15 protein-coding genes, 10 tRNA genes, 1 riboswitch and 1 other annotated feature (1 of these 27 running past the window's edge) are annotated in these 23,622 nt (G+C 39.0%); of the genes, 19 read left to right on the top strand and 6 right to left on the bottom strand.

Going from position 1 to position 23,622, the window contains the following annotated elements; translation table 11 throughout:
• The 13 genes from ACIFUW_RS12555 to ACIFUW_RS12495 form a co-directional block, all read left to right on the top strand.
• Window positions 1-24: transfer RNA gene (locus ACIFUW_RS12555), tRNA-Ile, on the top strand; it begins 50 nt to the left of the window's first position.
• A gap of 24 nt (window positions 25-48) precedes the next feature.
• A tRNA-Ser gene (locus tag ACIFUW_RS12550) sits at window positions 49-136 on the top strand.
• 21 nt (window positions 137-157) lie between these two features.
• Window positions 158-229: transfer RNA gene (locus ACIFUW_RS12545), tRNA-Glu, on the top strand.
• Between the two features lie 22 nt (window positions 230-251).
• Window positions 252-341, top strand: a tRNA-Ser gene (locus ACIFUW_RS12540).
• Window positions 342-353: 12 nt separating this feature from the next.
• Window positions 354-427 (top strand) — tRNA-Met (locus tag ACIFUW_RS12535).
• A gap of 18 nt (window positions 428-445) precedes the next feature.
• A tRNA-Asp gene (locus tag ACIFUW_RS12530) sits at window positions 446-518 on the top strand.
• Between the two features lie 3 nt (window positions 519-521).
• Window positions 522-594: transfer RNA gene (locus tag ACIFUW_RS12525), tRNA-Phe, on the top strand.
• A 4-nt stretch (window positions 595-598) separates the two neighbouring features.
• Window positions 599-669 (top strand) — tRNA-Gly (locus ACIFUW_RS12520).
• A gap of 12 nt (window positions 670-681) precedes the next feature.
• Window positions 682-755 (top strand) — tRNA-Ile (locus ACIFUW_RS12515).
• An 11-nt stretch (window positions 756-766) separates the two neighbouring features.
• A tRNA-Glu gene (locus ACIFUW_RS12510) sits at window positions 767-838 on the top strand.
• 188 nt (window positions 839-1,026) lie between these two features.
• A riboswitch (SMK box riboswitch) is annotated at window positions 1,027-1,106 on the top strand.
• On the top strand, window positions 1,104-2,297 hold the full coding sequence (gene metK / locus ACIFUW_RS12505; RefSeq protein WP_002289731.1) for a methionine adenosyltransferase: 1,194 nt from the start codon (window positions 1,104-1,106) through the stop codon (window positions 2,295-2,297). It overlaps the preceding riboswitch by 3 nt.
• Before the next feature lie 129 nt (window positions 2,298-2,426).
• Window positions 2,427-3,899, top strand: a complete 1,473-nt coding sequence (locus ACIFUW_RS12500) for an MDR family MFS transporter (RefSeq protein WP_002295566.1) — start codon at window positions 2,427-2,429, stop codon at window positions 3,897-3,899.
• 82 nt (window positions 3,900-3,981) lie between these two features.
• Window positions 3,982-4,770: an alpha/beta hydrolase gene (locus ACIFUW_RS12495; RefSeq protein WP_002295567.1), complete on the top strand. Its 789-nt coding sequence runs from the start codon at window positions 3,982-3,984 to the stop codon at window positions 4,768-4,770.
• Window positions 4,771-4,836: 66 nt separating this feature from the next.
• On the opposite strand, the gene ACIFUW_RS12490 is transcribed toward ACIFUW_RS12495, so the two are convergent.
• Complete coding sequence (locus ACIFUW_RS12490; RefSeq protein WP_002303070.1) at window positions 4,837-5,505, bottom strand: TetR/AcrR family transcriptional regulator C-terminal domain-containing protein; 669 nt, start codon at window positions 5,503-5,505, stop codon at window positions 4,837-4,839.
• A 114-nt stretch (window positions 5,506-5,619) separates the two neighbouring features.
• Here ACIFUW_RS12490 and ACIFUW_RS12485 point away from each other — a divergent pair, with 114 nt between their 5' ends.
• Together ACIFUW_RS12485 and ACIFUW_RS12480 are read left to right on the top strand one after the other, a co-directional pair.
• On the top strand, window positions 5,620-7,332 hold the full coding sequence (locus ACIFUW_RS12485; protein ID WP_002285883.1) for an ABC transporter ATP-binding protein: 1,713 nt from the start codon (window positions 5,620-5,622) through the stop codon (window positions 7,330-7,332).
• 2 nt (window positions 7,333-7,334) lie between these two features.
• On the top strand, window positions 7,335-9,104 hold the full coding sequence (locus ACIFUW_RS12480) for an ABC transporter ATP-binding protein (protein ID WP_002303072.1): 1,770 nt from the start codon (window positions 7,335-7,337) through the stop codon (window positions 9,102-9,104).
• Between the two features lie 204 nt (window positions 9,105-9,308).
• Here ACIFUW_RS12480 and ACIFUW_RS12475 read toward each other — a convergent pair whose 3' ends face one another.
• The 3 genes from ACIFUW_RS12475 to ACIFUW_RS12465 are packed head-to-tail and all read right to left on the bottom strand — an operon-like array spanning window position 9,309 to window position 11,487.
• The gene (locus ACIFUW_RS12475) at window positions 9,309-9,875 is read right to left on the bottom strand and encodes a class I SAM-dependent methyltransferase (protein ID WP_002285906.1); all 567 of its coding nucleotides are present in this window, start codon (window positions 9,873-9,875) and stop codon (window positions 9,309-9,311) included.
• A complete protein-coding gene (locus tag ACIFUW_RS12470; RefSeq protein WP_002285909.1) occupies window positions 9,875-10,831 on the bottom strand; it encodes a TIGR01212 family radical SAM protein in 957 nt (318 codons plus the stop codon). The genes ACIFUW_RS12475 and ACIFUW_RS12470 overlap by 1 nt, the downstream gene beginning before the upstream one ends.
• Window positions 10,831-11,487: a phosphatase PAP2 family protein gene (locus ACIFUW_RS12465; protein WP_002285911.1), complete on the bottom strand. Its 657-nt coding sequence runs from the start codon at window positions 11,485-11,487 to the stop codon at window positions 10,831-10,833. Before ACIFUW_RS12465 ends, ACIFUW_RS12470 begins: the two co-directional genes overlap by 1 nt.
• Before the next feature lie 369 nt (window positions 11,488-11,856).
• Between ACIFUW_RS12465 and ACIFUW_RS12460 the strand changes: the two genes are divergently transcribed.
• From ACIFUW_RS12460 to ACIFUW_RS12450, 3 genes are all read left to right on the top strand, one after another.
• The gene (locus ACIFUW_RS12460; protein ID WP_002301403.1) at window positions 11,857-13,875 is read left to right on the top strand and encodes a LysM peptidoglycan-binding domain-containing protein; all 2,019 of its coding nucleotides are present in this window, start codon (window positions 11,857-11,859) and stop codon (window positions 13,873-13,875) included.
• A 69-nt stretch (window positions 13,876-13,944) separates the two neighbouring features.
• Window positions 13,945-14,151 (top strand) — a binding site (T-box leader).
• Window positions 14,152-14,301: 150 nt separating this feature from the next.
• A complete protein-coding gene (leuS, locus tag ACIFUW_RS12455; protein ID WP_002285916.1) occupies window positions 14,302-16,716 on the top strand; it encodes a leucine--tRNA ligase in 2,415 nt (804 codons plus the stop codon).
• A 347-nt stretch (window positions 16,717-17,063) separates the two neighbouring features.
• On the top strand, window positions 17,064-18,617 hold the full coding sequence (locus ACIFUW_RS12450) for a WD40/YVTN/BNR-like repeat-containing protein (protein WP_002285917.1): 1,554 nt from the start codon (window positions 17,064-17,066) through the stop codon (window positions 18,615-18,617).
• Between the two features lie 380 nt (window positions 18,618-18,997).
• On the opposite strand, the gene ACIFUW_RS12445 is transcribed toward ACIFUW_RS12450, so the two are convergent.
• A complete protein-coding gene (locus ACIFUW_RS12445) occupies window positions 18,998-20,782 on the bottom strand; it encodes an ABC transporter ATP-binding protein (protein WP_002285918.1) in 1,785 nt (594 codons plus the stop codon).
• Between the two features lie 14 nt (window positions 20,783-20,796).
• The gene (locus ACIFUW_RS12440) at window positions 20,797-22,518 is read right to left on the bottom strand and encodes an ABC transporter ATP-binding protein (RefSeq protein ID WP_002285920.1); all 1,722 of its coding nucleotides are present in this window, start codon (window positions 22,516-22,518) and stop codon (window positions 20,797-20,799) included.
• Window positions 22,519-22,617: 99 nt separating this feature from the next.
• Between ACIFUW_RS12440 and ACIFUW_RS12435 the strand changes: the two genes are divergently transcribed.
• Window positions 22,618-23,379 (top strand): MerR family transcriptional regulator, encoded by a 762-nt coding sequence (locus ACIFUW_RS12435; protein ID WP_002285922.1) that lies wholly within the window; start codon window positions 22,618-22,620, stop codon window positions 23,377-23,379.
• Window positions 23,380-23,622: the final 243 nt, after the last annotated feature.

The following is a 23,622-nucleotide window of genomic DNA, read 5'->3' as shown; positions in this document are numbered from 1 at the left end:
ATGGTTCGAGTCCATTTAGGCCCATTAGTACAAAATCTTATTGGTTTTGGGGAAGTACTCAAGTGGCTGAAGAGGCGCCCCTGCTAAGGGTGTAGGTCGGGAAACCGGCGCGAGGGTTCAAATCCCTCCTTCTCCGTTTCAATATTTTGTTTTACCTGGCCCGTTGGTCAAGCGGTTAAGACACCGCCCTTTCACGGCGGTAACACGGGTTCGAATCCCGTACGGGTCATTAATTTAATATAGTTTTACATGGAGGATTACCCAAGTCCGGCTGAAGGGAACGGTCTTGAAAACCGTCAGGCGGGTAAAACCGTGCAAGGGTTCGAATCCCTTATCCTCCTTTTTCATATTATCGCGGGATGGAGCAGTCTGGTAGCTCGTCGGGCTCATAACCCGAAGGTCGTAGGTTCAAATCCTGCTCCCGCAATTAAAAACTAAAAACATTGGTTCCGTGGTGTAGGGGTTAACATGCCTGCCTGTCACGCAGGAGATCGCGGGTTCGATTCCCGTCGGAACCGTTTGGCTCGGTAGCTCAGTTGGTAGAGCAATGGATTGAAGCTCCATGTGTCGGCAGTTCGATTCTGTCCCGCGCCATTATGCGGGTGTAGTTTAGTGGTAAAACCACAGCCTTCCAAGCTGTTGTCGCGAGTTCGATTCTCGTCACCCGCTTTTAGTTTTTATGGGCCTATAGCTCAGCTGGTTAGAGCGCACGCCTGATAAGCGTGAGGTCGATGGTTCGAGTCCATTTAGGCCCATTTATTTTATTGGCCCGTTGGTCAAGCGGTTAAGACACCGCCCTTTCACGGCGGTAACACGGGTTCGAATCCCGTACGGGTCATGGAAGATACTTTTTGAGTATCTTTTTCTTTTTATCTGAAAGAATGATTTTAAAAAGCTTAGCAGAGTTATCTTTATGGATGATTGTGCTAAGCTTTTTTGGACAGTTCTAATGTAAAATATTTTTATATTTTTTAAGCAAAAAAATGAAAAAATACGAGCAGAAAACTGTTTTATCTGCTATACTTGGTTCGTTGCAAGTTCCCGAAAGGATCCGCAGGACGGAGATGCCTTGTAACCGAATTTAACTAGGGGGAATCATTATAATGGTAGAAAGACACTTATTTACATCAGAATCTGTTTCTGAAGGACATCCAGATAAAATTGCTGACCAAATCAGTGATGCAATCTTGGATGCAATTTTAAAACAAGATCCAACAGCACGAGTAGCGTGTGAAACGTCTGTAACAACTGGTCTTGTTTTAGTATTTGGAGAAATATCTACGACGGCATATGTAGATATTCAAAAAGTCGTACGGGAAACAATAAAAGAAATTGGTTATACACGTGCAAAATTCGGATTTGATGGAGATACAGCAGCTGTATTGGTTGCAATTGATGAACAATCTCCTGATATTGCTCAAGGAGTTGATGAAGCACTTGAGATCCGGGATGAAGATAAAAAAGACGTATTAGATGAGATTGGTGCTGGTGACCAAGGTTTAATGTTTGGGTTTGCTGTAGATGAAACACCAGAATTGATGCCTTTACCAATCGCTTTGAGTCATCGTCTGGTACGACGCTTGGCAGATTTGCGTAAATCAAATGAATTAACGTATTTACGTCCAGATGCAAAATCTCAAGTAACGGTTGAATATGATGATCAAGGACAACCGGAACGCGTAGATACAATCGTTATTTCAACACAGCATGATGATGCAGTAGATAATGAAACAATTCGTCATGATGTCATCGAAAAAGTAGTGAAGGAAGTTATTCCAGCTGAATTATTAGATGATCAAACGAAATATTATATCAATCCGACTGGCCGATTTGTCATTGGTGGTCCTCAAGGGGATGCCGGATTAACAGGAAGAAAAATCATTGTTGATACGTATGGCGGTTATGCTCGTCATGGTGGCGGTGCTTTTTCTGGTAAAGATGCGACAAAAGTTGACCGTTCTGCCAGCTATGCTGCACGTTATATTGCTAAAAACATTGTTGCAGCAGGGCTTGCTCGCAAAGCAGAAGTACAGCTAGCTTATGCGATTGGTGTTGCTCAACCTGTTTCGATCTCAATCAATACTTTCGGTACTGGAACGGTTCCGGAAGAAGAACTGATTGCTGCAGTGAGAGAAAACTTCGATCTTCGGCCAGCAGGAATCATCGAGATGCTTGATTTGCGTCGTCCGATTTACAAACAAACAGCTGCTTACGGTCATTTTGGTCGTACAGATGTAGATTTGCCTTGGGAACATACGGACAAAGTAGATGCGTTGAAAGCAAGTTTAGCAAAATAAGTTATATTCAGCTGGAACGATCGCCAAGTGGTGGTTGTTCCAGCTTTTTTTATGGCAGTTAACCTCTTGAAAAAGATAGTAATTATTTATCTATTTTTAGATCCTGTCATAATGAAAGGGAGGAATAAGATGAAAAAAGAAACAAATGTTACTTTGGTCACAGTGAGTATTTTCATTGCAACGTTCATGACGGCTATTGAAGGTACAATCGTAACAACCGCTATGCCAACGATTGTCGGTTCATTACATGGAATGGAAATCATGAACTGGGTATTTTCGATTTATTTGCTGACAAACGCTATGCTTACTCCGATTTACGGAAAACTTGCGGATAAAGTGGGACGGAAACCAATCTTTATTTTTGGGACATTATTGTTTATTATCGGTTCGTTATTTTGCGGTTTATCTCAAAGCATGATTGGGTTGATTGCTGCTCGTGCGATTCAAGGGATGGGTGCTGGGGCAATGATGCCAGTAGCTTTGACGATCATCGGCGATCTTTATTCTATTGAAAAGCGAGCAAAAGTTTTAGGTTTGAATAGTTCAGCCTGGGGGATTGCCAGTGTTTTTGGACCGCTTGCGGGAGGATTCATCGTTGAAACGATCAGCTGGCACTGGATCTTTTTTATCAATGTGCCGATCGGAATTCTATTAATTATTTTGATTTGGCTATATTTAAATGAACCAAAAATCATACATGAGTCTAAACCAATGGATATTTTTGGTAGTTTTAGTTTGATGGCCATGCTTGTCTCATTGCTGTTAGGGTTCCAATTATTAGGAGACGAAGGAATGAGTCCGCTTGTTTCTGCTTTGCTGCTAGGTAGTATCGTAATGTTAGGTATTTTTGTTTTTGCCGAAAAAAGAGCTAAAGATCCTGTCATCATGATGCATTTATTCAAAAATCCACTATTTGTTGTGGTCAACTTGGCTGCAGCATTGGCTAGTGGTTTTTTGATGGGAATCGATGTTTATATCCCTATGTGGATGCAAGGTGTATTAGGGCTGAATGCAGCAATTGGTGGGCTGGTATTAGCACCATTATCACTAGTCTGGATGGTCGGTTCTTTCCTTGCAAGCAAGTGGATGACTCAAATGAAAACTCATTGGGTCTTGAGAATTGGACTACTAATCGCAGCTATTGGGGGCGCTTGGTTGTATCTTATGCCTTTCAGAAGTAACTATTTATGGTTTTTTGCTATATCAACGGTCATCGGTATAGGCTTAGGTGTGACCATGACTACCTCGACTGTCAGTGCACAAAATAGTGTATCTCGTGACCAGCTTGGTGTAGCAACTTCTTTTAATACGTTAGTTCGAACAATTGGTCAAACAGTCATGGTTTCTATTTTTGGTTTATTGATAAATGGGGTAACTAAACGAGAACTTGCAGCAGCAAATTTAACAAATGATGCAGATATCATGAATAAACTGGTGAATCCACAAACGGCTAAATATATTGATGCGGATATTTTGTTACCATTAAGAAAAATTCTTTATGATGGGTTACATTCCGTTTATCTAGTTGGCTTGTTACTCGTGATCATTGCTTTGGTCTTAACGCTTTTCGTTCATGAAAAAAGTGGTAAAATAAAACAGTAGTTTCGGTTAAGATATGTACGTAGCCGAATCATTCAAATTTAAAGTTATTCAAAAATAACTTCTTACTAAGGAAGGCGAAAATATGGCATTTATTCAAGCAAATATTTATTCGAATGTGTTAGAAATGGAAGTCAATCTAAATGTGATACTACCGCAAACAACAAAAAAGGTGATTGGCACCAGTTCAGAGCAAGAGACAACGGATATACCTGTTTTATATTTACTTCATGGAATGGGTGGCAATCATAGTGTATGGGAAAGACGTACGTCGATTGAACGTTATGTAGCAAACTACGGATTAGCTGTCATCATGCCATCTACTGATCTTGGCTGGTACACAGATACAGTTTATGACATGAAGTATTGGACATTCATTGCAGAAGAGCTACCTGAGATTTGTCATGAATTATTCCCGCAATTAACAAGAAAAAGAGAAAAAACATATGCCGCTGGATTATCGATGGGCGGATATGGCGCGTTAAAACTAGGCCTTGCAAAATCAGAAAATTTCGCAGCAGTAATCTCTCTTTCAGGCGCTGTTTCTGTAGGAAATCGAATGGATGATCTTTTGATGGTTCGTAAAGCATCTTTTTGGGAAGGGATCTTTGGACCATTGGATCAAATCGAAGGTTCAAAAAATGATCCGCAATACTTATTGAAAGAACTAGTAAAAAGCGGAAAACCAGTTCCAAGATTTTATATGGCTTGTGGGGAATCTGATTTTCTTTATCAGGCAAATCAGGAAATGGTATCTGCTATGCAGGAACAAGGCTTGGCGGTCACCTTTGAACAAGGACCTGGCGATCATAACTGGATCTTCTGGGACCAATGGATTCAACGTGCATTGGCGTGGCTAATGGAAGAAAAATAAAAAAAGAGTCTTAAAAAGATAGCTCCTATAGAGATCACAAACATAGTGATCTCTATAGGAGCTTTTTTACTGCTCGTTTTCTCTTCTTTTATTTTGTTGGCATAAGCCTTCAATATAGGTTTGTGCACTCGTTAGAAAGAGTGCTTTTTCATTCAATTCTGCATGGGACTGCATACTTTCTTTAAATCCCTCTAATTGATTTTCAACTACATAATTACGCATAAATAGAACTGTTTCTTTCAAAAATTCATTTCCGTCCATAATTTTTTGTCGAAGCTGCTGTTCATGCTGCTGATCCATTAACTGTCCAATCAATAAATTGTGGAGAGAGGCAATGGCCTGATGACTTTGGGTGACTGAAAATCCTTCACGAACAAGTAATTGGATCATTTGCTCCAAATGTTCTAATCGACTCGGAAAAGCGGGCACAGTATTGATTTCTAATTCTGCCCCACAAGGGAAACGTGTATAAAGGTCATAGTAATTTTCCATATACTGCAGCAACTGTTCATTCCAAGGCAAAGTTGGATCTGGAAGCGCTAATTCTTCTTCCATTGTTTCAGCCATTATTTGCAAGAGCTGTTGTTTGTTTTTGAAATACCAATATAAAGCAGGTGCTTGAACATGAATTCTGTTTGCGATGTTTCGCATGGAAAGCTGCGAAAGAGCTTGTGTTTCAGCCAGGATATCAAAGGCGGCCTGAATGATGATTGCTTGAGAAAGCTTTATTTCCATTTTATCAACCTCGTGTATTGCATTATCTTTTTAAACATGGTAAATTGTTAGTCGGTCTAATTTTACAGTGTTAAATTAGTCCTGTCAATTTAAACAAAGGGGTGTAATCAACGAATGAAATTAATCTTACGACATGCGAAAAAATATAAAGTAGCTGTTTTTATTTCCTTGCTGTCCGTAGCAGTCATGGTTGCAGCAGCATTATGGCAACCTAAGTTACTACAGCAAGTATTGGAAGCTATTATTACAGAAGATAATGATGAAATGAAAACAATTGGTATTTACCTGATCAGTCTGGCTTTGCTAGGATTAGCCGCAGGTGTAACGAACACGATTTTCTCTGCAAAAGTAGCTCAAGGCGTAAGTGCAGATATCCGAGAAGAAGCATTTCGAAAGATCCAGACATTTTCATTTGGAAATATCGAACAGTTCTCTGCTGGAAATCTTGTTGTTCGTCTAACAAATGATATCACGCAAATCCAAAATTTAGTGATGATTTCTTTGCAATCACTTTTTCGAATTCCATTCTTATTTATTGGTGCCTTCATTTTAGCTATGATCACGATGCCGCAATTATGGTGGATCATCGTAGCGCTTATCGTTACGGTATTTCTGATTACGGCACTTTCATTTACAAGGATGGGCAAGCACTTCATGATCATTCAAAAACTGATTGATCGTGTGAATAGCATTGCAAAAGAAAACTTACTAGGGATTCGTGTAGTGAAATCTTTTGTACAAGAAGAAAACCAATTGAAGTCATTCAGCAAAGTAAGTGAGGACTTAACAAAACACAACATCATAGTCGGTACATTATTTTCTGTGATGATCCCGTCCTTCATGCTGGCTGCCAATTTGGCTGTGGTTGGGGCGATCTTTTTTGTGAGCGATCTTGTTAAAGATGATCCTACGTTAATTGGTGGAATTGCTTCATTCATGAACTACTTGATGCAGATTATGATGGCAATCATTATTGGCGGAATGATGATGATGATGACTTCAAGAGCAGCCGTATCGCTGAAGCGGATTGCGGAAATTTTAGATGCTGAACCAGATCTTACTTATTTAGACGTTCCAGAACAAGAGTTGACGGGTTCTGTCACTTTTGACCATGTTTCTTTTCGTTATCCTGGTGAGGATACAGATACGCTTAAAGATATCAGCTTTTCTATCAAACCTGGAGAAATGGTTGGTATCGTCGGGGCGACTGGTGCCGGGAAGTCAACACTAGCACAATTGATCCCTCGTCTATTTGATCCGACAGAAGGCAAAGTTGAAGTAGGTGGTGTAGATCTTCGTCAAGTAAATGAAAAGAGTTTAAGACAAACGGTTTCCTTTGTTTTGCAAAAAGCAATTTTATTCTCAGGAACGATTGCTCAAAACTTGCGCCAAGGGAAAAAGAATGCAACAGAAAAAGAGATGGAACATGCTTCTTCTATTGCTCAAGCAAAAGAATTCATCGAAAAGTTATCTGATCGTTACGAAGCACCAATAGAAGAACGTAGCAGTAACTTTTCTGGTGGTCAAAAGCAACGTTTATCCATTACTCGTGGCGTTATCGGTAATCCAAAGATCTTGATCCTAGATGACAGTACGAGTGCACTGGATGCTCGCTCTGAAAAGCTGGTCCGAGAAGCACTCGATCGAGATTTGAAGGGAACAACGACGATTGTCATCGCACAAAAAATTGCTTCTGTTGTCAAAGCAGACCGCATCTTAGTATTGGATGAAGGCAGATTAGTCGGCGAAGGAACCCATGAGGAATTGGTAGCTGGAAACCGTGTCTATCAGGAAATCTTTGAAACTCAAAAAGGAACGGAGGAGTAAGTATGACTGATCTAATAAAAGCAAGTAAATTTTTCTATCACTATTTGAAGCGGTACAAACTCTCCTTTTTCTTTATCTTTATCACAGTGATCATTGCTACCTATCTACAAGTAAAGGCACCTCAATACATCGGGGAAGCTTTTCAAGAATTAGCTAATTACGTAGGAGGCTTGATGCAAGGCGTAGACGATAAAAGCAAATTTGTTTCTGTAATATGGAAACTCTTGCTGTTTTATGTACTAGCTAGTGCAGCCAACTTTATCTATAGTATTTTGTTCACACAAGTAGTAGGGAAGTCAACGAACCGAATGCGTATCGGTCTATTCAACAAATTGGAAAAATTGACGATCCGTTTCTTTGATTCTCATCAAGACGGTGAAATTTTAAGTCGTTTTACCAGTGACTTAGATAATATTCAAAATAGTTTGAACCAAGCTTTGCTTCAAGTCATCACGAATGCTGTTTTACTTGTCGGGATCTTGATCATGATGTTCCGCCAAAATGTAGAGTTAGCTTGGGCTACAATTGCTTCCACTCCAGTAGCCGTTTTGATAGCTGTCTTGATTATCCGCAAAGCACGGAAATATGTGGATCTTCAGCAAGATGAAGTGGGGAAACTAAATGGTTATATGGATGAAAAAATCAGCGGACAACGTGTCATCATCACAAATGGCTTACAAGAAGAAACGATTGAAGGATTCTTAGAGCATAATCAAAGTGTTCGCGAAGCAACCTTCAAAGGACAAGCTTATTCTGGTCTACTATTTCCGATGATGCAAGGAATGTCACTGGTCAATACAGCGATAGTTATCTTTTTCGGCGGCTGGTTAGCATTAAATGGTGATTTGGAACGTTCGGTGGCATTAGGCTTAGTTGTGACATTCGTCCAGTATTCACAACAATATTACCAACCACTGATGCAGATTTCATCTGGATACAGCATGATCCAATTAGCGATTACAGGGGCAAGACGATTGAATGAAATATTTGATGAAAAAGATGAAGTCAAACCAGAAAACTGTAAAGCATTTGATGGTGTTGAAAAAGGTCTTGCGTTGCAGCACGTAGATTTTGGTTATTCTCCAGAAAAACTAGTCTTGAAAGATGTCTCGATCAATGTGGACAAAGGAGAAATGGTTGCTCTTGTTGGTCCAACAGGATCGGGGAAAACGACGATCATGAATCTGCTAAACCGTTTTTACGATGTCAATGATGGTTCAGTAGTCATCGATGGAATAGATATCCGAGATTATGATCTTGATGCATTACGTAGACATGTAGGAATCGTTTTGCAAGAATCTGTATTGTTCTCCGGAACGATCAAAGACAATATCACATTCGGCAAACCGGACGCTTCAGATGAAGAAGTCATCAATGCAGCAAAACAAGCGAATATTCATGACTTCATCATGACGTTAGAAAAAGGTTATGATACAGAGATATCCGAAGAAAATAACTTATTCAGTACAGGTCAAAAGCAGTTGATCAGTATTGCTCGAACGATCATCACAAATCCATCTTTATTGATTTTGGATGAAGCAACAAGTAATGTAGACACGGTAACAGAAGCAAGGATCCAAAAAGCAATGGATGAAGCAATCAAAGGAAGAACCAGCTTTGTGATTGCTCACCGGCTGAAAACAATCTTGAATGCAGATAGAATCGTTGTCTTGCGTGATGGGGAAGTCATTGAAGAAGGCAGTCATCACGAGTTATTAGCAGAAAATGGATTTTATGCGGAACTTTATCATAATCAATTTGTATTTGAATAAAGAGGTTGTGAAAAAGCTGTCCTGCATCAAGTAATAAGAACAGCCAATCAAAAACAGCTTCTCATGTTTTTGATTTGGTTGGACTTATTACCGCAGATATAAGCTTTTGAGCACCGTGAATAAAGAGGTTATGAAATCAACGCTCTAACCTGAGTATTAGAGAAAAAAACGCAAAACATATCATTTATGTTTTGCGTTTTTTATTTATCTTTTTTTCTCAATACAATATAAAATAGGCGGCTGGTTCTTTTGGTTGATAAACCGATAATTCAGCACATTATATGTTTCCTGTGGCAGTTTGGAACAAAAAGAATCAACCATATCCAGTTCTTTTTCTCCACCTTCATGACCATAGTAGACGACAAGGATCAATCGTCCGCGAGGCACAAGTCGTTTCAATATTTCTTCCATAGCTGTGCGTGTAGTCTCTGGCATAGTGATGATTGCTTTATCACTTTTTGGGAGATACCCTAGATTGAAAATCCCTGCTTTGAGATTTTGTTGTTCAGCTATCACTTCTCCTAACGTTTCGTGGCCTTGTAGAAACAATGAGACACGTTCTTCTAACTGACGCTGTTCTAGCCTTTCACGAGTAGCATCGATTGCTTGTTGCTGGATATCAAAACTATAGACATGACCAGTTTTTCCGATGTGTTCTGCTAGAAAAACCGTATCGTGGCCATTGCCCATCGTTGCATCTACGACGTGATCCCCTGGTTGCAAGATTTCTTGCAGTAATGTATGGCTGAAATGCAAAGCAGTTTGCAACATCAGACGCTCACCTTTTTCCGTACATCATATTTTCCTTGGAAGCTATCTCTGCGAAGAAGTTCTTCATCAATTGCATTCAAGACTTCCCATTTTTTCAAGCTCCACATTGGTCCAATCAAGGAATCCCACGGCGCATCCCCTGTCAAACGATGGATGATGATCTCTTTTGGTATCATTTCCAGCTGGTCGCAAATGACATTGACATAGTCAGGACGGCTCATTAATTGAAGGCGACCTTCATGATAGTCCCGCAACATTCTCGTTTTGCGCATCAGATGCATCAAATGGAGCTTGATTCCTTGGATATCTGAATCTAAAATGGTGCGTCTGACATTTTCTTTCATCATTTCTAAACTTTCGCCTGGTAATCCGTTGATCAAATGCGTACAAACACGGATATTATGTTTGCGTAATTTAGCCACGCCATCTAAATAAGTTTGATAATCATGTGCTCGGTTGATCAGTTTTGAAGTTTCTTCAAAAGTTGTTTGCAATCCAAGTTCTACCCATAAATACATCCGCTCGTTCAGTTCAGCAAGGTAATCAACTACTTCATCTGGCAGACAATCCGGTCGTGTACCGACTGATAATCCTACGACACCTGGTAAATTGACTACTTGCTCAAATCGTTCTTTGATTATTTCAACTGGCGCATGGGTGTTTGTAAAATTTTGGAAATAAACGATGTATTGTTGGACATGAGGCCATTTTTGATGCATCATGTCGATTTCTTTCTGGAATTGGATTGGAAGAGGGTCTTCAGGTGCAACGATCATGTCTCCCGAACCAGATACACTGCAAAAAGTACAACCGCCATGGGCAACAGTCCCATCTCGATTCGGACAGTCAAATCCTCCATCGATCGGCACCTTGAAAATTTTCCCGCCAAACTCATTTCGTAAAGCGTAATTCCAAGAATGATATCTTTTATTTCCTTCTGAATAAGGAAAAGTCATTAAAAGTCCTTCTTTCTGTAAGAGTTATCTATTTGTTTTCTTTTTTCTCTATACACTGGATAAGTCAGGCACAGCCAAGAAAGACTGAGTAAGTAACCGCCGATGATATCAGTAGGAAAATGAACGCCCAGATAAATGCGGCTTATCCCGACACTTACTATAATAAACATCATCAGCAATTGAAGCAATGTGCGTAAGGTTCTTTTTTGAACAAAAGCTGGAAGCAGAAATAGTAAAGAACCGTAAAGAATCATACTGCCTGCTGCATGTCCACTAGGGAAACTGTAACTTGTTTCAACTACTAAGTGCGCCAATGAAGGACGCTCTCGCATGAAAAATAGTTTGATCACCGGGTTGATGATTCCAGCAATTACAATAAATCCAGAAACGAACCAAAATGTTTCTGCCCTTTTTTTCTTATACCACATCCATAAAGCCGCACAAGCAAATAAAATGATGACGGTAAGAGGATTACCGAATTTAGTCATAAAGAGTTGGTAGCTGTTCAGATCAGGATAAGAAGCTCTGACAATGCCTGTAAACCACTGATCGAAACCAGAAAGCCACGACAGATGGAACTTTACGATCCAGCCCAAAATGAAAAACAGGACAAGAAAGAAGCTACCAGCCACCTGAAATGATGTTTTATATTTCATACAATTCCTCCTTTGAAGCAATGACTTATTATAGCATTTTTGGTCCAGCGAAAAAAACGGTAAAGAGATAAAACCAATGTATGATTCCTCTTTGAATAACCAATATTCTTATAAAAAAAATAACTGTAATCGGAAAGACATTTTTTGGTAATGCAAATGAAATGTTAGGGAAATAAAATCAGTGTTTTTCGAAATCCTTTTAAACAAGAACGTAGACGTAGGAAGAACTTGAAAATGAACAGAAGTTGTTCATTACGGTAAATTACAATATGATTACAAAAAACAACAAAGCTCTTAAATAACTTTTAATAAATATTAAGAGAAGTTATAATTATTAATAATAGATAAATTGAAGTTGGAGGATAGAAGATGGAAAACATTGCAAGAAAAGAACGGAGACGTTTAGAACAGACCAAACGTTTTCGAAAAGCAAAACGAGGGGCAGCAATCGTGGGAACTGCGATGGTAGGCTGTTCTGTCGCTGCCCCATTAGTACAGCCGGTTCCTGTTCAAGCGGATGAAACACCTGTTCAGTTCGGCGCAAGAATCAATACAGCGGCATTTATCACAGAAATTGCTACTTATGCTCAACCAATCGCTCAAGCCAACGATCTATATGCATCAGTGATGATCGCACAAGCAGTTGTAGAAAGCGGTTGGGGCAGTAGTGCGTTATCTCAAGCACCTTATTATAATCTTTTTGGGATAAAAGGCAGCTATCAAGGACAAACCGTCTACATGGATACGCTTGAATTTTTAAATAATCAATGGGTAAATAAAAAGGAGCCTTTCCGACAATATCCTTCTTTTGCTGAATCTTTCAATGACAATGCCTATGTACTTAGAAATACTTCATTTGGCAACGGTTATTACTATGCCGGTACTTGGAAGAGCAACACGAAATCCTATACAGATGCGACAGCTTGTTTGACAGGGCGTTATGCGACTGATCCTGGTTACGCAGGCAAATTAAATAATATCATCGCAACTTACGGATTGACCCAATATGATACACCAGCTAGCGGAAACGCAGGCGGTGGAGCGACTACAGGTGGCAATAATACTGGAAGTGCAGGTAGTACTGGCGGTTCAAGCAATTCTGGTAATACAAACTCAGGTTCAGCAACTTCGACCACTTATACTGTCCAATCTGGTGATTCTGTTTGGGGAATCTCAAATAAATTCGGTATCACAATGGATCAATTGATCCAATGGAACAACATCCAAAACAATTTCATTTATCCAGGACAAAAACTGACAATCAAAGGTAGCCAGGAAAATGGCTCTTCGACGAATAATTCCGGTAACAATACCAATTCTTCAGGAAATGCTGGTACATCAAACGGAGGACAAACAACTGGTGCGAAATACACTGTTCAATCTGGTGATTCTGTTTGGAAGATCTCAAATGATCACGGAATTACGATGGCTCAATTGATTGAATGGAACAATATCAAGAACAATTTCGTTTATCCAGGACAACAGCTAATCGTATCAAATGGCGGTTCTTCTAATGCTGGAGCAAATACTGGCTCAAATACTGGGAATACAAGTGGCTCTAGTTCGTCCAGCTCAAGTTCTTCTAATACAGCTTCAGGAACGAAATATACAGTTAAAGCCGGAGACTCTGTTTGGAGCGTCTCAAATAAATACGGAATTACGATGGCTCAGCTAATCCAATGGAACAATATCCAAAATAACTTTATCTACCCAGGACAACAACTGACTGTTTCAAACAGTGGATCAACAAACAGCACGTCAGGTAATACAGGTTCGTCAACCAATACAAATAACAGCAGTTCAGTTAATACTGGCAGCAGTTCGTCTCAAGGCACTTATACCGTGAAAGCAGGTGAATCTGTTTGGAGCGTGGCAAATAAAAACGGCATCACGATGGATCAGTTAATCGAATGGAATAATATCAAAAACAACTTCATTTATCCAGGACAGCAATTGATCGTTAAAGGTGGAACTTCGGCAAATACAAATACAGGTTCAACTACTTCTGCAGCGAAACCAAATACACCGAATACGTCTGCTACGACAAGTACATCATCCACTGGTAATACGATGTATACCGTGAAAGCGGGCGAGTCAGTTTGGAGCGTAGCGAACAAACATCATATCACGATGGATCAGTTAATCGAATGGAATAATATCAAAAATAATTTCATCTATCCAGGACAGCAAGTGATTGTGAAGAAAGGTTCATCTCAATCAACAAACCAACAATCAGTTACTGGTTCGAAAACCTATACTGTGAAATCTGGAGAATCTGTTTGGAGTGTTGCTGACAGTCATGGAATTACAATGGCTCAACTAATCGAATGGAACAATATTAAGAACAACTTTATTTATCCAGGTCAAACGTTGATTGTAGCTAAATAAAATAGCTGTTCGAAGAAATAACGATTGAATTCCACAAAAATATTTGTTACTATAAGGCTACTTAAATATGACAACACTTGAAAAGGAAGTAGTAAAAAGACTGAAGTTTCAGAGAGCGCATGGCTGGTGAGAATGTGCACGGATGCTTTTGAACTCGCCTTTGAGTTGCCCTTGCTGAATACCCGAGTAAGCAAGCGGCGGTGACGGCCGTTACAACGTTCGAGGCCTTTTCACTAAGGTAAAATTAGGTGGTACCGCGTAGATTACGTCCTATAAAAAGAGCAATCTTTTTATAGGATTTTTTTATTTCTTTTGTGAAGTTTGAGAAAACAAAGCAAAAGGAAATAAAAATAAACAGATTCTGCCGGTTTTTTCGTTATATTTATAATAGAAACAAGTGTTTTCAATAGAACAGGAGGACAGCAAATGAGTTACAATCATAAAGAAATTGAGAAAAAATGGCAAAAATACTGGGCAAAAACGAATACTTTCAACACCCATGATGATCCTGAAAAGCCAAAATTTTACGCACTGGATATGTTTCCCTATCCATCCGGTCAAGGGCTACATGTAGGGCATCCTGAAGGTTATACGGCAACGGATATCCTTTCACGTGTGAAAAGAAGTCAAGGATACAACGTGCTGCATCCAATGGGGTGGGATGCATTCGGTCTGCCTGCTGAACAATATGCGCTAGATACAGGAAACGATCCAGCTGAGTTTACCCAAAAAAATATCGAAACATTCCGACGCCAAATCAATTCTTTAGGATTTAGTTATGACTGGAATCGCGAAGTGAATACAACTGATCCGGAGTATTATAAATGGACACAATGGATCTTTACGAAGCTTTATGAAAAAGGTCTAGCTTATGAAGCAGAAGTAGCGGTAAACTGGGTACCTGAATTAGGAACAGTTATTTCAAATGAAGAAGTGATCGATGGGAAAAGTGAACGTGGTGGCTATGATGTAGTCAGAAAACCAATGCGCCAATGGATGCTGAAAATCACTGCTTATGCTGATCGCTTATTGGATGATCTAGAATTAGTTGATTGGCCAGAAAGCATTAAAGAAATGCAAAGAAATTGGATCGGTCGTTCAGTAGGAGCAAATATTGAATTTAAAGTGGCTGGTACGGATAAATCCTATACCGTATTTACGACACGACCAGATACTCTATTCGGTGCAACTTACTCGGTTCTTGCACCTGAACTAGATCTTGTTAGAGAAATTACGACCCCTGAACAAAAAGCTGCTGTAGAAGCTTATATCGAAGAGACAGCTAAAAAATCAGATCTAAAGAGAACGGATCTTGCAAAAGAAAAAACAGGAGTATTTACTGGTGCTTATGCAATCAATCCAGTTAATGGCAAGGAAATCCCAATCTGGATCGCCGATTATGTATTATCTTCATACGGCACAGGAGCCATCATGGCTGTTCCAGCACATGATGAACGTGACTTTGAATTCGCTCAAACTTTCGGACTAGAAATTCTTCCAGTTATCGAAGGTGGAGATGTTGAAAAAGCTGCTTACACAGAAGATGGTACGCACATCAACTCTGAATTTCTAGACGGCATGAACAAACAAGAAGCAATCGATAAAATGAATGAATGGCTAGAAGAAAATGGCGTAGGGAAAAAAGAAGTCAGCTATCGCTTACGTGACTGGCTATTCTCCCGTCAACGTTACTGGGGTGAACCAATCCCAATCATCCATTGGGAGGACGGAACAGTCACAGCTGTCCCAGAAGAAGAGCTACCATTACGGTTGCCTAAGACAAAAAACATCAAGCCAAGCGGTACTGGAGAATCTCCATTAGCAAATATCGAGGAGTGGGTCAATGTCGTTGATCCTGTAACAGGTAAAAAAGGCCGTCGCGAAACGAATACAATGCCACAATGGGCAGGAAGCTCATGGTATTACCTGCGTTATATCGACCCTCATAACAAAAAAGAACTAGCAGATTATGAAAAGTTGAAGCGTTGGCTACCAGTTGACATCTACATTGGTGGAGCAGAACATGCGGTACTTCATTTACTATATGCACGATTCTGGCATAAATTCTTATACGATATCGGTGTTGTTCCTACAAAAGAACCATTCCAAAAACTATACAATCAAGGAATGATCTTAGGCGAAAACAACGAAAAAATGTCAAAATCTCGTGGTAATGTAGTCAATCCTGATGATGTGGTCGAAACTTACGGTGCAGATACACTGCGCATGTACGAAATGTTCATGGGGCCATTAGATGCTTCGATTGCTTGGAGCGAAAATGGCTTAGAAGGAAGCCGTAAATTCTTGGATCGTGTATGGCGTTTGATCGTTGATGAGAACAATAAAATGCGTGACCGTATCACTACATTGAATGATGGCAAGCTTGATAAAGTGTATCATCAAACAGTGAAAAAAGTGACAGAAGACTATGAAAATCTTCATTTCAATACAGCAATCTCCCAATTGATGGTCTTTATCAATGAAGCCTATAAAGTGGACGCTCTGCCTTATGAATATATCGAAGGATTTGTTCAACTACTCGCACCGATTGCTCCTCACATGGGTGAAGAACTATGGGCAATCCTTGGAAATGATGGTGGTATTTCTTACGCACCATGGCCAACATACGATGAAGCAGCACTTGTTGAAGACGAAGTAGAAGTTGTTTTCCAAGTAAACGGTAAAGTTCGTGCGAAAAGCAATGTTCCCCGAGACTTAGGAAAAGATGAGCTAGAAAAAGCAGCATTAGCCAATGAAATAGTGCAAGAATATATTGAAGGCAAAACAGTCAGAAAAGTTATTGCGGTACCAAACAAGTTAGTCAATATCGTTGCTAATTAATTGGCTCTTTGTCAATAAGGACTGATGAGTTGTGCAAAATCAAATCTGGGCCAGAATGAACTTCATTCTGTCTCAGATTTTTTGTTATTTCAAATTGATTAATTGATTGATCAAAAAGGTTTTGATTTTCATGTTCTCAAACACGTTCAATGTCTTTTTCTTCTGAATGGTCTTGTAAGAGATCTCTGTAATCATCAAATTTTTGTCTATTAATCTTAGTATTTTTTGATGTATAAACTACCTGAAATTGAGAGTACATACCAAATTCATAAATTTTTTATTAGTGGGACTAGTGATTGTATGGATTTTGACGCATAATGAATGAAGTATGAGAAAAGGAGAGACAAATGGATCAAGAACTATTTATTATCGAAGTATTATCAGCTAAACAAAAAATTATCGAGAAAGCGAAAAAAAGAGCGAAAAGAATAATGTTCAAGCTTTTAAGCTTAGTATTTTTCTCTGGTTTGCTTTTTTTCGGAGCTGTATCGTTCCTATATCGCCATATGAGTGCAGTAGTCCGTTCAGCTGAAGGGATGCAAAAATTAAATAATTTGTATCACTTTTCGTGGGGAGTTGGCGGAATAACAATTGTTGTGCTTATTGTTTTTCTTCTACTTATTTGGCTCCGTTACCATCAATTGTCGCGTCATTTCGATCAATGGCTTAGTCAAAGAGCACAACAGTTTTTACATAATAAACCAACTTCTCAAGATGATGACTATCTTTATTTTGAGAAGACTTCGACGAGTCAAGCTTTTCGGATACAAAAAAGTGATTGCCAGTTATTGCTGAGATCACTTGATGATTTACCTATCTACTTAGGCGAAAGCAAATCAAAATTCGGAATGAACACATTCCATATTTTTTTACTAGAAAACGAACCCAGATGGGAAAAAAGCCAGTCTTCGCCTGGTGGATACCTGACAACTAAGATGAGTACATTAGTCACTGGTTTTTTCCTCATTCTTTTAGCTGGAACAATCTATTATGGGAGATACACTCAGCCAAAAATGTCTTCTCATATAAATGCTGCTTCTCACATGACAATGAACTCAACTAACGATACGCATATACAAAAGACAAATGAAGGGTTGTTAGCTGATCCTAAGCAAAAGGTAAATTTGACAACACAAAAGATAAATGATCTCAAACTTGATACAGAGACGCACTCTCTCTATATGACAACAGATAGTGGTGCTAATTGGGTATTTGTGCCGATTGATTCGCAATGGTTGCGTTTTGGCGAATACACCCTGACAACGGGGCTGATTCCTGAAGGTTATTGGATGGACAACACATATGATATTTCCGCCGATTTCTCATGGTTTATCTATTCTTCTGGGGATGATGTACGTCTGCTGACTTCAAGAGATAATGGTAAAACATGGCAAACGTCTATTATCACCCAATCAGTTCAGCCGATACGTTATCGAAAAGCGGTATTTTATGGCAACGATGGTCTATTTATCTGTACATCAGCCAGTGGGATGTCTGCAGAAACTTTGTACATTTACACTACTATGGATGGCGGAATCACTTGGATAAAAAGTGGAAGTACAATGATCAATCAGCCAGTACAAAATGTCAGCTTCGTTACAACTTCTTTAGGTTTTGTTTCGACACGTGAAAGTTTGTTTTATACAAACAACGGAGGACGCTCATTCAAAGAATCAGTTCTGTCGATTCCGGAAAACTATCAGACAGGGGGGATAGATCTTTTTCAATCACCAAATGAAGTTACTCAAATAAGCGCGAATACGTTAGAGACAAAATTTTATTTGTTGAAAAAAGGACCAATCGATGCAGGGAAAATGTTTGCCTGCCTCTTCCGTTCAACTGATAACGGGGAAACATGGCAATTCGTTCAGCAACTATCGCAAGTAGAACAAGGAGATTAAAGAAGAGAGATTGTGAGCCTGACGTTCAGCACCGAGTCACAAGAAACAAATTCAAAAAACAGCTTCTCATATTTGTTGAATAGTGTAACTCGTGATTCGGAGTTGACAAGAGCAACAAGAAGCGATTTTGAAGTATAGCTTCTCGTATTTTACAAGATCGTGTCTTATTGCCGATAGGTTGTCTCTTGAACACCGTTTATTCGTAAAAAGGGATTGTGACAAGTCTTTTGTCACTACTTACCGAACGAAACTGAAGGAGCTATCCAAAAAGTATCATTAGTATTATTCTTTGTGTTTCTAGTGGCACCACTAGTACATTTAAAAAAGCTATCGATCATGGACTAATCATACATGATCGATAGCTTTTTAGATAATGTTTGTTACGCTATCTGAAATTGACTATTATAAAGACTGGCATAAAGCGTTGGTGATTGGAGTAGTTCAGAATGTGTTCCTTTTTCGACGATATCGCCATTCTTCATTACAAGGATCATGTCTGCATTTTCAATCGTTGACAAACGGTGTGCAATCACAAAACTTGTCCTATCTTTTGTCACAGCTTCCATTGCTTGCTGAATCAATGCTTCTGTTCGTGTATCTACGCTAGAAGTTGCTTCATCTAAAATAACGACAGGAGGATTCGCTAGAATGACTCGAGCAATTGTCAATAATTGTTGCTGTCCTTGAGATAACGTGCCGTTTTCGCTAGAAATGATCGTATCATATCCGTCTGGCAGTGTTCGAATAAAGTGATCACATTGTGCGATTTCAGCCGCTTCGATAATTTGTTCTCTTGTGGCATCCATTTTCCCGTAGGCGATATTATCAGCTACCGTTCCTTCAAACAGCCAGGTATTTTGTAAAACCATCCCAAAAGAACGACGTAGTTCTCCACGTGAAAGCTTGGTAATATCAAGACCGTCGAATTCGATCTTTCCTTTATTCAGTTCATAAAAACGCATCAGCAGATTGACTAAAGTCGTTTTTCCTGCACCAGTTGGACCAACGATCGCTACCGTTTGTTTTGGCTTTACTGAAAAATCGACTTGATTCATCAATATTTTATCTGATGTGTAACCAAACTGTACATTTTTGAAAGCTATTTTTCCTTTCGGTTGTTCTAAAAGTCTTGCATCTGGAAGGTCTGGAATTTCATCTGTTTCATCTAATATCTCAAATATCCTATCGATTGCTGCCATTGCGGATTGGATCGAGTTGATCACATAAGAAGCGGTAGAAATTGGTTCAGAAATCTGATTGATGTACTGAAGATAAGCTTGTAAGAAGCCGATCGTCACACCACCTGATAGAACAAGCATAGCACCGAATACCGCACTTATGATGAAGGCGAGTTGATTAATGAAACGAATGGCCGGATAGATAGCAAAGTTCATAAATTGAGCACGTTTAAAAGCGTTGTATTGCTTTTTATTTACTTCGTGTATAGCAGCTTCTGCATGAGCTTGCTGATTGAATGTTTTGACCACTAGATTACCAGCTAAGATTTCTTCCATTCGATTATTTAAAACACCCAGTTCATACTGATTCTGTTCAGAAATCTGTTTGTTTTTGTTCGCAATCTTAGTTGTAACAATTGAACTGCCAACGATCAGCAATAAGACGAGCAAAGTAAGCTTGCTTTCGATATAAAACAGCATCAGACCAGCAGCAGCTATTGTTACGACAGAAGTAAAAAATTGATTGATACCTGTCAATAACACTTGAGAAAGTTGATTGAGACCGGTAGTTGTCCGACTAATGATGTCACCTACTTGATGATTGTCAAAAAACGACATCGGTAATGTTTTGAATTTTTTTGTGATTTCTTTTCGCACCCTCAATGTGATCTTTTCGCTTAACGCTGCCATTGTCCGTTCCTGAATAAATGAAGTGATGCTGCTTAAGACTGAACAGCCGATCAGCAATAAGACAGGGAACAACAATGCTTGTTTGATATCACTGAAAGAAAGCTGTCCAATACCTGTTTTTCTTATTTCTGATAAGAGATCATCGATCCCGATTCCCATGATCAAGGGCATGGCTACGACTAATAGGTTCCCGAATAAACTGCATAGAAACAATCCGTAAAAATATTTATGTTCAGGTTTGATCATTTTCCAAAAACGTATCAAAGCACGCGTGTTCAACGTTTTTTTCTTTTCCATCGTATCCCTTCTTTCTATATTCCTTGTGATTTTGCAAACTCCTGATAAGTTTGGCAATTAGACAGTAGTTCTTCATGAGTACCTTGTCCAACGATTTTTCCTTCATCTAAAACAATGATGTTATCTGCTTGTTGGATTGTACTGAGGCGTTGAGCAACAATCACGAGAGTTTTCTCCGACATGTGTTTATGAAGGGCTGCTCTTAATGCTGCATCTGTTTTATAGTCTAAAGCGGAGAAACTATCATCGAATACATAGATCTCTGCTGGTTTGATCAACGCTCGAGCAATACATATCCGCTGTTTCTGGCCCCCTGAATAATTAGAACCGCCTTGAGCAACAAAGCTGTCCAATCCGTCAGGAAGGGTGTCCACTAGTTCTTCTAATTGAGCGATCTTGATCGCTTTAGACAACTCTTCTGTTGAGGCATATTCATTTCCCATCTGCAAGTTGCTTAAAATTGTCCCGCTGAATAAGAAAGCCTTCTGAGGGACATAACTGATGTGGGAGCGGATCTGTTCTTGAGTCATTTGAGTAAGAGGAATACCACCAAGGGTTACTTTTCCTATCGTAGGGTCACTAAGTCTCAAGAGAAGTTTCGCCAAACTACTTTTTCCAGATCCGGTCCCGCCAACGATCGCTGTTGTTTTTCCTTTAGGTATTGTGAAATCAATATCTTCTAGAACTGGATCAGAGATTTCAGTATATTTAAATGTGACATGTTCAAAAGCAGCTGCATTTGTCTGATCAAAGGTTGGTTCAGCTACTGTTTTGATCGTCTCTTCCTCAATTTCGATCTCTGCTTGCAGTATTTCTTCTATCCGTCGTAATGAGGCAAACGATTTAGGGATAATGACCAATACCATAGCTGCGATCATCAAGTAAGCAAGTGTCAGCATAGAGTATTCGACTACAGCAGTCACGACACCGATTTGTAATGCTCCTTCTGCTACAAGATTTCCGCCAAACCACAAAATAGAAGCATAAACGATTCCCATGAGCAAAAAAGCAATTGGAGTGACCCAAGCAAATATTCGGTTCACTTTGATCATTTGATTAGCATAGTCAGCAAAGCTCTTATTCGTTCGCTTTTCTTCATATGATTGATTATCAAAGGCACGGATCATATTAATCCCAGTAAAGAATTCTCTCAATGTGATGGTGATCCGATCCATTTTTGGCTGGATACTCAAAGATAAAGGTGCCCCTCGTTTCATCAGTCGATAAACAATCCATACATAAAAAACAACAGAGATCAATGTAACCCATGTTAGTAATAGAGAATAACGAAACATCATGAGAATGGTGAAAACGCAAATAACCGGTGCTGGTAAGATCATTTGGCAAAATAAAACAATCATTTGCTGGACATTATCGACATCATTCGTCATTCTTGTCAAAAGAGATCCAGAACTAAAACGACTGATATCCTTCATTGACAGCTGTTGGAATTTACGGAAATATTTCTCCCGCGTTTGGAATCCAAACCTAGCGGAAGCCAATGCTGAAAAGTAACTAGAGGCAACTGCAGCGATTGTTCCTAGAAACGCTACAAGCAGCATTTCAACTCCAATTTTTTTTATAACTGAGGCTTCGCCACTTGCTATACCTGTGTCGATCAGCTTTGCTACTAATTTTGGTACACCTAATGTACCGGCGATTTGTAAACAGATCATCACAAAGGTAAGGAGAGCGAGTCCTTTGTTTTTCTGTAAGAATGTTTTTAAGATAGACATATTATTCCTCCTTTTTTCCTGATACTTTTCGATTCTATACCTTCAAGTAACTTGAAGGTCAATAGAAAAAAGAATAAACTGAAAAAGAGGTGAGAAAAAATGAAAAAAATGTATACGATTGGCCAAGTATCGGAACTATTTGATTTGCCAAAATCAACGATCCGCTATTGGGATGAACAAGGATTAATCCGTTCAAGTAGACAAGAAGAGAATGATTATCGATTGTTTGATATCGATGATATTTTTATGCTTTATGATATCGTTTTTTATAGAAAATTAGATATACCGATCAAACAGATGAAGAATTTATATGGAAAAACATTGACGGAGTTATATGAGACACTTGATGAAACAGAAAGAAGAATCCATAAAGAACTGGTGGTGATGAAACAAAAACAAAAAGAGATAAGGGAGCGAAAAAAACAGTTGAAATTGATGATCGATACAAACGAGGAAGAATTTCCTGTAGAAGAGATCCCTTTTGACTGTATGATCTCAACGGAGTTTGAAGATATTGTGGAAATCAAAAAATTTCTACCTAACTATTCAAGCTTTGGGATGATGAGTATGCCAGCTTCCAGTTCACAGACGATGTATGGATTTTTTATCGACCCTAGTGAAGTACATTTATTTACTCAAGACGTGATTTGGGAGAAAAAAGATACGGCTGTTTATCGTCGATTCTTATTGAAATCCGAGATGAACCATGCGGAACGTAATAATATTTTAGAAATCAGAGAAAGAATGTATGAAAAAGGATGGAAAACAGGAGAAGTGATCGGCCAGTATCTATTGACGAATACGGATGAAAACAATATCAGAACTGAATATTATCATGCATGGATAGAAATGAAAAAATAGGAAATATGTGTTTAAGATAACTCGAAAATGATGGTTGTTTTAGTTATAAAGAAAAATTTTCTGGTTCGATTACGGGTTTAATGTGGGGGATTATTAGTCGTGGATAGATAGAATTTTAGTTTTTTAGAGGAAATATGTCTTTAAAAATGGAATGGTTGCAATTCTTAGCGATATATACGATGTAATTGTCCTCTTAAAAAAGTATGGAAAAATAATTGTATTGGGTGTTATGTATAATTCATG

It is taken from the genome of Enterococcus sp. PLH-Efm8 (assembly GCF_053011625.1).
The sequence above is the reverse complement of the archived record's forward strand: the minus strand, read 5'-3'. Positions and strand labels throughout refer to the sequence as shown.